At 72.3% G+C, this 11,292-nt stretch carries 9 protein-coding genes; 8 read left to right on the top strand and 1 reads right to left on the bottom strand.

Translation table 11 applies throughout. The features are described 5' to 3' along the window. Positions 1–144 precede the first annotated feature (144 nt). From VNF07_12665 to VNF07_12640, 6 genes are all read left to right on the top strand, one after another. Positions 145–495: a rhodanese-like domain-containing protein gene (locus tag VNF07_12665; GenBank protein HVB07090.1), complete on the top strand. Its 351-nt coding sequence runs from the start codon at positions 145–147 to the stop codon at positions 493–495. Between the two features lie 70 nt (positions 496–565). Then, a complete protein-coding gene (locus VNF07_12660; GenBank protein ID HVB07089.1) occupies positions 566–1,036 on the top strand; it encodes a MarR family transcriptional regulator in 471 nt (156 codons plus the stop codon). After that, a complete protein-coding gene (locus VNF07_12655) occupies positions 1,033–2,952 on the top strand; it encodes an ABC transporter ATP-binding protein (GenBank protein ID HVB07088.1) in 1,920 nt (639 codons plus the stop codon). Before VNF07_12660 ends, VNF07_12655 begins: the two co-directional genes overlap by 4 nt. Continuing rightward, positions 2,952–4,931: an ABC transporter ATP-binding protein gene (locus tag VNF07_12650; GenBank protein HVB07087.1), complete on the top strand. Its 1,980-nt coding sequence runs from the start codon at positions 2,952–2,954 to the stop codon at positions 4,929–4,931. The genes VNF07_12655 and VNF07_12650 overlap by 1 nt, the downstream gene beginning before the upstream one ends. Positions 4,932–4,974: 43 nt before the next feature. After that, the gene (locus VNF07_12645) at positions 4,975–6,483 is read left to right on the top strand and encodes a TldD/PmbA family protein (protein ID HVB07086.1); all 1,509 of its coding nucleotides are present in this window, start codon (positions 4,975–4,977) and stop codon (positions 6,481–6,483) included. Next, positions 6,480–7,874, top strand: coding sequence for a metallopeptidase TldD-related protein (locus VNF07_12640; protein ID HVB07085.1), 1,395 nt, complete (start codon positions 6,480–6,482; stop codon positions 7,872–7,874). The genes VNF07_12645 and VNF07_12640 overlap by 4 nt, the downstream gene beginning before the upstream one ends. Before the next feature lie 16 nt (positions 7,875–7,890). Here the strand turns inward: VNF07_12640 and VNF07_12635 are convergent, their stop codons facing one another. Next, the gene (locus tag VNF07_12635; GenBank protein HVB07084.1) at positions 7,891–9,123 is read right to left on the bottom strand and encodes a flavin-dependent oxidoreductase; all 1,233 of its coding nucleotides are present in this window, start codon (positions 9,121–9,123) and stop codon (positions 7,891–7,893) included. 75 nt (positions 9,124–9,198) lie between these two features. On the opposite strand from VNF07_12635, the gene pyk reads away from it, so the two are divergent. Both pyk and VNF07_12625 read left to right on the top strand, forming a co-directional pair. Continuing rightward, on the top strand, positions 9,199–10,713 hold the full coding sequence (pyk, locus tag VNF07_12630) for a pyruvate kinase (GenBank protein ID HVB07083.1): 1,515 nt from the start codon (positions 9,199–9,201) through the stop codon (positions 10,711–10,713). A gap of 59 nt (positions 10,714–10,772) precedes the next feature. After that, positions 10,773–11,255, top strand: a complete 483-nt coding sequence (locus VNF07_12625; protein HVB07082.1) for a peroxiredoxin — start codon at positions 10,773–10,775, stop codon at positions 11,253–11,255. Positions 11,256–11,292 lie beyond the last annotated feature (37 nt).

Here is an 11,292-nt window from a genome sequence, read left to right as displayed (position 1 = left end):
TCGACACGCCCTCGCCCGCCCCTTTCGGCGCCCGCCCGTCGGGCGCAGGCGCCAGCTTCGCGCCGGGCGCGCCGTCGCCCGGCCGACCGCGGGCACGGCCGTGCCGCGTTGGTATCGTCGCCCGAGGTCGAAAGAGGAGCGCAGATGACGAACGCCGGAGAGAGCATGCAAGAGGTGGGGCCCGAGGAGGCCAATGAGCTGATCGCGGGTGGGGCCTTCCTCCTCGACGTCCGGGAGCCGAACGAGTGGGAGGGCGGCCACGCCGCCGAGGCCCACCACATCCCCCTCGGTGAGCTCGAAGGGCGCGTCGAGGAGGTCCCAAAGGGCGTGACCATCGTCTGTGTCTGCAGGGGCGGGGGCCGTTCGGCGCGCGCCGCGGCGGCGCTCGCGGGCGTCGGCCACCAGACGATCAACCTCGCCGGCGGGATGCGCGGCTGGCACGAGGCGGGCCTGCCGATGGTCACCGACGACGGCACGCCGGCCACGGTCGTTTGAAGCCGCCAGCGCGCGCGAATCCTCCCGGCCACCGTCCCGGCGCGCTGAGGTCATTTGCTAGCCTAAAGGTGTGACCTCCAAACTTCTCCACGAGTCCGTCGGCCGTACCGCCGCGCGCCTCGCCCGCCAGCTCGAGCTCGCGCTCGGCACGGTCGAGCTCTCGCTCGCGCAGTACCGGATGCTCCTACAGCTCGCCGAGGGCGCCGAGGCCTCCACCTCGCTCGCCCGCAAGCTCGCGGTCTCAGCCCCCTCGGTGACGGCGGTCGTCGACGGCCTCGTGCAGCGTGGCGTGGTCGTCCGCTCCCAGAGCGAGCAGGACCGCCGCCGGGTCTCCCTCGCGCTCACCGACCTCGGTCGCGAGCTCCTCGGCAGGGCAGAGGACGCAGTGCGGGCCCGCCTCGAGGAGATCGCCGGCTCGCTCGGCGACGAGGTGCGGGCCGAGGACGCGCTGCTCGCCCTCGCCCTGTGGGGCGATGCTCTCGAGGCCTACCGTGCCCACCGGCTCGCGCTGAGGACGACCCCCGCCGCCACGCAATCGTGAGGCCCCTGCGTGCCCTCTTCGGAGGGGGTGACGGGGAGTTCTACGAGCAGTTGGAGGCGCGCCCGTTCGTCCCGATGGTCGAGCGCTCGCCGTACCGGCCGCCGACCGCGACGATCGACCCGGACCAGAGCAAGGGGTGGATCGGCCGCGCCTGGCCGATCATGAAGACGCACAAGGGGATCTGGATCCTCTCCTTGTCGATGTCGTTCCTCGCGCTGCTCGCACAGGTGCAGATCCCGAAGTTCATCGCCCAGGCGGTGAACAGCTCGCTGCTCCACCAGAAGCCGGTGCAGCCGCTTGAGCACTTCGCGGCGATCATCCTCACGACGATCCTGCTCCGCGAGGTGACCAACTACGTCGGCCGCCGCTGCTTGCTCACGACGGCGTACGGCTTCGAGTACGACCTCCGGCACCTCGTCTACGACCACTACATGGGCCTCTCCTTCCCCTTCTACGACCGGGTCTCGGTCGGCCAGCTCATCTCGCGGGCCAACTCGGACGTGCGCGCCGTGCAGCAGTACCTCGTGGTCGCGCCGACGGTGCTCGTGCAGTGCGCGGTGATCCTCGTCGCCTTCGGCGAGATGTTCGCGATCAACGTGCCGCTCACGCTCGTCACCGCCTGCTCGCTGCCGATCACCTTCGTGGTCGGGGTGATGATGCGCAAGAAGATGTACCCGGTCTCCTGGCTCATCCAGGCCCGCCTCGCCGAGGTCGCGATGCTCGTCGAGGAGAACATCGAGGGCGTGCGCGTCGTGAAGTCCTTCGCCGCCGAGCAGGCCGAGCTCACCAAGCTCGCCCGCTCCGCTGACAAGCTGCAGTGGGCCTACATCAAGAACGCGAACATCCGCGGCACGTGGGCGCCGACGATCGAGAACCTGCCCCGCGCCGGCCTGGCCGTGATCCTCCTCTACGGCGGGGTGCTCGCGCTGCACCACCACCTGAGCATCGGCAACCTCTTCGCCTTCCAGGCCTACATGCTCATCTTCCAGCCACCGTTCCGTCAGCTCGGGATGGTGATCATGAACGGCCAGCGGGCGAGCGCGTCGGCCAAGCGGATCTACGAGGTCCTCGACCAGGAGACCGAGATCGTCTCCCTCCCCGGCGCCCACGACCTCGTCACCTGCCGGGGTGACGTGCAGTTCGAGCACGTCGACTTCGCCTACTCCGACGGCACCGAGGTGCTGCACGACTTCGACCTGCACCTCGCCCCGGGCGAGACGGTGGCCGTCGTCGGCCGCACCGGCTCGGGAAAGACCACGGTCGGCCGGCTGATCAACCGCTCCTACGACGTGAGCGGCGGCCACGTGAAGATCGACGGCCTCGACGTGCGCGACTACACCCTCGAGAGCGTGCGCGCCCACGTCGGCTTCGTCTTCGACGAGCCCTTCCTCTTCTCGGTCTCGATCCGCGACAACATCGCCTACGGCAAGCCCGACGCGACGATCGAGGAGGTCATCGCGGCGGCCAAGGCGGCCGACGCCGACGAGTTCATCGTGCGCCTCCCCGAGGGCTACGAGACCGTCGTCGGCGAGCGCGGCTACACGCTCTCGGGCGGGCAGCGCCAGCGGATGGCGATCGCCCGGACGCTGCTGATCAACCCGCCGATCCTCGTCCTCGACGACGCGACGAGCGCGATCGACGTCCAGGTGGAGCAGAAGATCCACCACTCGCTGAAGGAGCTGATGGTCGACCGCACGACGCTGATCATCGCCCACCGCCTGGCGACGATCAGCCTCGCCGACCGGGTGGTGCTGATCGAGAACGGCCACGTCATCGCACAGGGCCGCCACCAGGACCTGCTCGCCAACGAGCCCCGCTACGCGGAGGTGCTGGCGCGCGTCGCGGTCGAGGAGGCCGACCTCGACTCGATGGCCGATGGCGAGCGCGACGCGGGTGCCGAGGGGAGCGTGCGCTGATGGGCATGGGCTTCGGTGGCGGCGCGATGTGGAACATGGGGGGCGTCGCCGGCGGCAACCACAACAACTGGGGCGGCTCGGGGCAGGCGACCGCCGGTGGAGCGCCCTTCGCCGGCATCCCCGACGAGCTCGTCGAGGAGGTCACCGAGCTCGTCGAGACCGAGCCGGACCACGGTGAGCCCGACGCGGTCTTCACGGCGCGCTCGACGGACCGGCGGATCCTCACCCTCAGCCGGCTGATCGTCGACCGCTGGAAGCTCGCCACCGCCGCGCTCATCTTCCTCACGATCGAGACGATCGGCTTCCAGACCGGCCCCTACCTCACCAAGATCGGCATCGACAGCGGCGTGCACGCCGGGCACCTCCACATCGTCGTCGAGTGCGGTGTCGCCTACCTCGCGTCGGTGCTCATCACCGTGCTCGTCGAGCGCGCACGGGTGCGCGCCACCGGACGCCTCGCCGCGCAGGTGATGAACGACCTGCGCGTGAAGGTCTTCGCCCACATCCAGCGCCTCTCCCTCGACTACTTCACCGAGGAGAAGGCGGGGGTGATCATGACCCGGATGACGAGCGACATCGAGGTCCTGCAGCAGCTCCTGCAGGACGGCCTCGCGCAGTTCGCGATCCAGGGCCTCACGATGGTCGTCGTCACGGTCATCCTCTTCGCCTTCAACTGGCTGCTCGCGCTGATCACCGTGGCCGTCGTGATGCCCGTCCTCGTCTTCGCCTCGCTGTGGTTCCGCTCGGCCTCCGAGCGCGGCTACCTGCGGGTCCGGGACACCCTCGCCGGGGTGATCTCCGACATCGCGGAGAGCCTCTCGGGCGTGCGCATCGTCGCCTCGTACAACCGCCAGCCGAACAACGTCGTCCACCACCGCAACGTGCTCGGCGCCTACCGCGAGGCGAACAACAAGACGGCGCGCATCACCGCCGCGTACTCGACGGCGAGCGACTTCATCGGCCTCGGCGGCCAGCTCGTGCTGCTGCTCGTCGGCGGCGAGATGGTCGTCCACCACACGCTCACGATCGGCGAGCTCACCGCCTTCATCCTCTACCTCGGCTCGTTCTTCCAGCCGATCCAGCAGCTCGTGCAGCTCTACAACACCTACCAGCAGGGCCAGGCGGCGGTCTCCAAGCTGCGCACCCTGCTGTCGACCGAGCCGACGGTCCTCGAGGCCGAGGACGCCATCGAGCTGCCGGCGATCGAGGGCGAGATCACCCTCGAGGACGTCGAGTTCGGCTACGACCCCTCGGTCCCGGTCCTCGCCGACGTGAACCTGAAGATCCGCGCCGGGGAGTGCGTCTCCTTCGTCGGCGCCACCGGAGCTGGCAAGTCGACGATCGCGAAGCTCGTCACGCGCTTCTACGACCCGACCAAGGGGCGGGTGCTGATCGACGGCCACCCCCTCACCTCGGTGACCCTCACCTCGCTGCGCCGCCAGCTCGGTGTCGTCCCCCAGGAGCCGTTCCTGTTCACCGGGACGATCCGCGACAACATCGCCTTCACCCGCCCCGCCGCGAGCGAGGCGGAGGTGCTCGAGGCAATCGACGCCGTCGGCCTCAGCGAGCTCATGGAGCGACTGCCCTACGGCGTCGACACCGCGGTGCACGAGCGCGGCCAGTCCCTCGCCTCGGGCGAGCGCCAGCTCATCGCCCTCGCGCGCGCCTTCCTCGCCGGGCCGCGGGTCCTCGTCCTCGACGAGGCGACCTCGAACCTCGACTTGAAGTCCGAGTCCAAGGTCGAGGCGGCCCTCGACCGCGTCCTCGAGGGGCGCACCGCGATCCTCATCGCCCACCGCCTCACGACGGCGATGCGCGCCGACCGGATCGTGGTCGTCGACAACGGCCGCATCATCGAGGTCGGCTCGCACGACGAGCTCGTCGCGAAGGGCGGCCGCTACGCCGAGATGTACGAGACCTGGTCCCGCCAGCACGAGGACGAGGAAGAGCTCGAGGAGCAGGTCGGCACGCACGGTTGAGCGGTAGGGTCCCCGTCGATGGCCACCCGCCGGAAGCGCCTCGATGGCTGAAGGCCCCGACTCCCTCGACCCCGAGCTGCTCGAGCGCCTGAGCGAGGCCGGCCTCGCGGCCGCCACGGCGGGGGGCGCCTCCTACGCGGAGGTGCGCGTCGAGTCGATCCGCAGCCAGTACCTCTCGCTTCGCGACGCGGCGCTCGAGCGCTCGGGCGACGACCGGGAGCTCGGGGTGAGCGTGCGGGTCCTCTCCGGGGGCTCGCTCGGTTTCGCGGCGAGCGCCGAGCTCGAGGCGGGGACGGTCGCCGCGCTCGCCGGCGAGGCCCTCGCGGCGGCGCGGCTGACCGCCGCGGCGCGCCCGCACCCCGTCGAGCTCGCCCCCGAGGCCGGCCACGGCAGGTGCGAGTGGAGCTCGCAGTACCGCATCGAGCCTGCGAGCGTCCCCCTCGCCGAGAAGGTCGAGCGCTTCACCGACTGGTCGCGAACCCTGCTCGCCGCGCCGGGCATCGACCACGCCACCGCTCACCTCCTCGAGGTCACCGAGGACAAGTACTTCGCGAGCACGCTCGGCACCACGACGACCCAACGGCGCGTGCGGGTGCAACCGAGCCTCGAGGCCCTCGCGCTCGCCGAGGACGGCTCGGGCTTCGAGACGATGCGCACCCTCGCCGCGCCCGCGGGGCGGGGTTACGAGTACGTCCTCGGGGAGGGCGCCGACCTCGACGCCGAGGTGGCGGCGCTCCCCGAGCTGCTCGCCGAGAAGCTCGCCGCGCCCTCCGTCGAGGCGGGGACCTACGACCTCGTCATCGACCCCACCAACCTCTGGCTCACGATCCACGAGTCGGTCGGCCACGCCACCGAGCTCGACCGGGCGCTCGGCTACGAGGCCGCCTACGCCGGGACCTCCTTCGTCACCTTCGACCGCCTCGGCGAGCTCACCTACGGCTCGCCGCTCATGAACGTGACCGGCGACCGCACCGCTGCGCACGGCCTCGCCACCGTCGGCTTCGACGACGACGGCGTCGAAGCGCAGTCCTTCGACATCGTGAGCGAGGGGCGCTTCGTCGGCTACCAGCTCGACCGCGAGTTCGCCGCCAAGGGCGGCTTCGCGCGCTCCAACGGCTGCAGCTACGCCTCGTCACCGCTCATGGTCCCGATGCAGCGGATGGCCAACGTCTCGCTCGCCCCCGCCGCCGGCGAGGGCCCCGACCTCGGCGGGCTGCTGTCGGGGGTCGAGCGGGGGATCTACATCGTCGGCGACAAGAGCTGGTCGATCGACATGCAGCGCTACAACTTCCAGTTCACCGGGCAGCGCTTCTACCGCATCGAGGGCGGCCGCCTCGCCGGCCAGCTGCGCGACGTCGCCTACCAGGCGACGACGACCGAGTTCTGGGGCTCCCTCGCGGCGCTCGGCGGCCGCTCCACCTACCGCCTCGGCGGCGCGATGAACTGCGGGAAGGGCCAGCCCGGCCAGTCGGCGCCGGTCAGCCACGGCTGCCCGGCGGCGCTGTTCAGCGGCGTGCGGGTGCTGAACACGAGAGACGAGGCGGGGCGTTGAGCGCCTCCGGCCACGCGCTCGCGCCGGCGGCCGAGGTCGCCGAGGCGGCGCTACGGGCGGCGACGGGGGAGTGCGTCGTGATCGTCGAGGAGCGCTTCGACGCGAACGTCCGCTTCGCGCGCAACTCGACGACCACCAACGGCGTGACGCGGGACCGCAGCGTGGTCGTGGTGGCCTTCTCCCCCGGCGACGGGGGGACCTCGGTCGGCGTCGCGAGCCGCAGCGGCGGGGGAGCCGTCGCCGAGCTCGTCGCCGCCGCGGAGGCCGCCGCGGCGAGCGCGCCGGCGGCCGAGGACGCCGCGCCGCTCGTCGACGGGGGCGCCGACGCCTCCTTCGACGAGGGCCCCGCCGACACCTCGCTCGCGGTCTTCGGGAGCCTCCTCGGCGACCTCGGCGAGGTCTTCGCCTCGGCCGAGGCGGCCGGCCACCTCCTCGCCGGCTTCGCGCAGCACGATGTGACGACCACCTACCTCGCGAGCTCGGCGGGGACGCGGCGCCGCCACGTGCAGCCGACCGGCTCGCTCGAGCTCGTCGCCCGCTCGGGCGACGGGACGCGCTCCTCCTGGGCGGCGCGCGGCACCCCGGACTTCTCGGGCCTCTCGGTGCACGACCTCGACGCCACGCTCGCCCGCCGCCTCGCCTGGGCCGAGCGCAAGGTCGAGCTGCCCGCCGGCCGCTACGAGGTGCTGCTGCCGCCCGACGCCGTCGCCGACCTGATGGCCGACCTCGCGTGGGCGATGTCGGGGCGCGAGGCCGAGGACGGGGGAACCGTCTTCAGCCGCGGCAAGGGGCGCACGGCGATCGGCGAACGGCTGAGCGAGATCCCCTTCCGCCTCTCCTCGGACCCCTCCTACCCCGGCCTCGAGTGCGCGCCCTTCCTCGTCGCGGGTGGCTCCTCGAGCGACGTCTCGGTCTTCGACAACGGCGCCGCGCTCGCCGCCGTCGCCTGGGTCGAGGACGGGCGCCTCGCCCGCCTCGGCTACCACCGCGCCGGCGCGGCGCGTTCGGGCCAGCGGTTCACGCCGCCGGTCGACAACCTCATCCTCGAGGTCCCGGGCGCGACCGCCGACCTCGAGGAGCTCGTCGCAGGGACCGAGCGCGCGCTGCTGCTCACCTGCCTGTGGTATATCCGCGAGGTCGACCCGGCGACGCTGCTCCTCACCGGGCTCACCCGCGACGGCGTCTACCTCGTCGAGGGGGGCGAGGTGCGCGGCGCGGTGAACAACTTCCGCTTCAACGAGAGCCCCGTCGACCTGCTCTCGCACACCGTCGAGGCGGGGCGGACCGTGCGTGCGCTGTCACGTGAGTGGGGTGAGTACCTGAACCGCACCGCGATGCCGCCGCTTCGCGTCGCGGACTTCAACATGAGCTCGGTGAGCCCGGCGAGCTGAGCCGCCGCCGGCCGCCTCAGGTGAGGGCGCGCTGCGAATAGCCGGTGACCTGCTTGTAGCCTTCGGAGAGCGAGGCGAGTTCCTCGGCCCCGATGACGTCCTCCAGGCGCTCGAAGGGGCGGTCGCCGGTGCGCAGGCAGACCTCGCGGAGGATCGCGTCCGGCGGGTCGGCGCGGTTCTTGTAGACGATCGCCGCCGTGGCCGGCCGCCGCCGCGCCTCGTAGGCGTGCAGCGCCGCCTCGCGGTCGGGGGTCGCCGCCAGCTCGTCGGCGAGGGCACGGCAGTCGAGGATCGCCTGCGCCGCGCCGTTCGAGCCACGCGGCGCCATCGGGTGGGCGGCGTCGCCGAGGAGGGTCAGCCGCCCGAAGGTCCAGCGGTCGACGGGCTCCTGGTCGACCATCGGGTACTCGAGGATGCGCTCCGCGCGCTCGAACAGCGCCGGCACGTCGAGGAAGTCGAAGTGCCAGTCGGTGAAGGTGCCGATGAAGTCCTCGAGCTTGCCGGCGCGGCCCCAGTCGCGCTCCAGGTGGTGGGGGGTCTCGCGCGCCGCGATCCAGTTCATCAGCTGCTCGCCGTGCTCGTCGGCGGGGCGGCACGGGTAGACGGTGAGCTTCCCGCTCGTGTACCAGCCGACGCGCAGCATGCTCGCCCCAGAGAGGAACGGTGGGAAGCGCGTCACCCCGCGCCACATGTTCAGCCCCTGGTAGAGGGGCTCGCCCTCGTCGGGGTAGAGCTGGCGGCGGAGCGCCGAGTGGACGCCGTCGCAGCCGATGAGGACGTTCGCCGTCACCCGCCGCTCCTCGTCGCCGACGAGCAGGCGGGCGGCCGCCGAGCCCTCGTCGGAGGAGGCCTCGAGGAAGCGCGCGCCGAAGGTGATCGCCCCCTCGCCGAGTCGCGCGCGGGCGGCCTCGAGGAGGACCTCGTAGAGATCGGCGCGGTGGATCGAGAGCTGCGGCCAGGCGTAGCCGGCGTTGCGGCCGGCGGGCTCGGCGAAGACGAACTGGCCGAAGCGGTTGTAGAAGACCGAGTCCTCGGTCTCGAGGCAACGCCGGCGGAGCTCGTCGAGGAGGCCGAGCTCGCTGAGCTCCCTCGCCGCGTGCGGGAGGATCGTGATCCCCACACCGACCTGGGTGACCTTCTCGACGGCCTCGAAGACCCGGCAGCTGATGCCCCGCTCGTGGAGGAGGAGGGCGAGCGTCAGCCCCCCGATCCCCCCGCCGACGATGACGACGTCCTCGCGCTCGGCCACCGGCCCCCCTCTCCGCTGTTTCGATGATGGCACAGCCGCGTCGGCGGCCCTTTTCCCGTGGGCCACACTGGGCCGGTGAACCCGAACGGACTCTCCCGACCGACCGACGCGCCCGCACCTGCCTTCATTGCGGAGGCGAGCGCCCGCCCCCGGCGACGGACCCTCGCCCGCCGCACCCGCATCGTCGCCACGATCGGCCCCGCCTGCGACGACGCAGCGGTGCTCGGCGCGATGGCCGAGGCGGGGATGGACGTTGCCCGCGTCCCCCTCGCGCACGGGACGCTCGACGACGCGATCGCCCGCGTCCGGAGGATCCGCGCCGCGCTGCCGGGCATCGGGATCCTCGCCGACCTGCCGGGCCCCAAGGTGCGCTCGACGCCCTTCGGCGCCGGCGGGGTGATCCTCGTCGCCGGCCTCGAGCTCGACCTCGCGCCCGCCGCGCTCGCGCCGGCGAGCGACGCCCGCCGGGTCGGCGTGGCGCTCGACGGCGCGACCGAGGCGCTCGAGACGGGCGACCTCATCGCCTTCGGCGACGGCGGGGTCGCCGTCGAGGTGATCGGACGCGACGGCGCAGTCGCCCACGCGGTGGTGCGCAGCGGTGGACACCTCGAGGGGCGCCCCGGGGTCTCCCTCCCCGACGCGCGCCTCACCCTCACCACCCCGACCGCGGAGGACCTCACCGCCGCGCTGCGCCTCACCGAGGAGGGGGTCGAGTTCATCGCCGTCTCCTTCGTGCGCACCGCCGCAGACCTGGAGGCGACGCGCGCCGTGGTCGGCGAGGGCGGGCCGATGCTCGTCTCGAAGATCGAGACCCGCGACGGCGTCGACCACCTCGAGGCGATCCTCGGCGCCTCCGACGCCGTGATGGTCGCCCGCGGCGACCTCGGCGTGCGCCTCCCGCTCGAGGAGATCCCCCACCTGCAGAAGAAGATCATCCGCGACGGGGTCCGCTTCGGCCTGCCGGTGATCACCGCCACCCAGATGCTCGAGTCGATGATCACCTCCGCCGTCCCGACGCGCGCCGAGGTCACCGACGTCGCGAACGCCGTTCTCGACGGCACGAGCGCGGTGATGCTCTCGGCGGAGACGGCGATCGGCGCGCGCCCCGCCCTCGTCGTCGAGACGATGGACCGCATCGTGCGGCGCACCGAGGCGGACTTCGACTTCGACCGTTGGGGGGCCGGCCTCGGCCTCCAGGAGCTCCCCGGTGACGCCTCCTCGCCGGCGCGGGTCACCGCCGCGATCACCGGCGCCGGTTGGCGGGCGGCGATCGAAGAGGACGCGGCGGCGATCATCGCCTGCACCCGCAACGGGGCGACGGCGCGGTCGATCTCCCGCTTCCGCCCGAAGATGTCGGTGCTCGCCGCGACCCCGCTCGTCGCGACGGCCCGCCAGCTCCAGCTCTCCTGGGGGGTCGAGACCCTCGTCGTGCGGGAGTCGACGAGCACCGACGACATCGTCTGGTACGCGGTCGAGGCAGCGGTGAAGGCGGGCCACGCGAGCCCCGGCGACGTCGTCGTCGTCCTCGCTGGATCGCCGACCGAGTCCTCCCCGGTCACCGACACGCTGCGCCTGGTGCGCGTCCGCTGAACGACCGCCGGGGCCCGGCGGTAGGTTGAGCCCACGAGTGTCCTGGTAGAGGAGGAGCGATGGCGATCACGACTGGTGAGCAGATCCCCGATGTCCCGCTGCGGACGATGGGCCCGGACGGCCCACAGCCACTGAGCAGCCGCGAGGCCCTCGGCACAGGCAAGGTCGTGCTCTTCGCGGTGCCCGGCGCCTTCACCCCGACCTGCTCGGACTACCACCTCCCCGGGTTCGTGCTGCGCGCCGAGGAGCTGCGCGCCGCGGGCGTCGACAAGGTCGCCTGCATCTCGGTGAACGACGCCTACGTGATGAACGCCTGGGGCGAGTCCCGCCAGGTGGGGGAGACGGTGCAGATGCTCGCCGACGGCAACGGCGACTTCGCGAAGGCGATGGGCCTCGAGCGCGACGCCTCGGGCAACGGCCTCGGACTGCGTTCGCAGCGCTACGCGGCGATCATCGACGACGGCGTGATCAGCCACCTCGCGGTCGAGGAGAAGGGGCTCGACGTGAGCTCCGCCGACTCGATCCTGAAGGCCCTCGGCTAGCCAGCAGGCCCTGCCCGAGGGGGCCGCCCGGCCTGCC

The organism is Acidimicrobiales bacterium (assembly GCA_035533595.1).
Taxonomy (GTDB): domain Bacteria; phylum Actinomycetota; class Acidimicrobiia; order Acidimicrobiales; family Bog-793; genus DATLTN01.
This window is presented reverse-complemented; position numbering and strand designations above follow the sequence as displayed.

Bases quoted from the DNA above. Each gene is read 5' to 3' on its own strand.
- VNF07_12625 (HVB07082.1), top strand. From the start codon at position 10,773: ATGGCGATCACGACTGGTGAGCAGATCCCCGATGTCCCGCTGCGGACG.
- VNF07_12645 (HVB07086.1), top strand. From the start codon at position 4,975: ATGGCTGAAGGCCCCGACTCCCTCGACCCCGAGCTGCTCGAGCGCCTG.
- VNF07_12650 (HVB07087.1), top strand. From the start codon at position 2,952: ATGGGCATGGGCTTCGGTGGCGGCGCGATGTGGAACATGGGGGGCGTC.
- VNF07_12665 (HVB07090.1), top strand. From the start codon at position 145: ATGACGAACGCCGGAGAGAGCATGCAAGAGGTGGGGCCCGAGGAGGCC.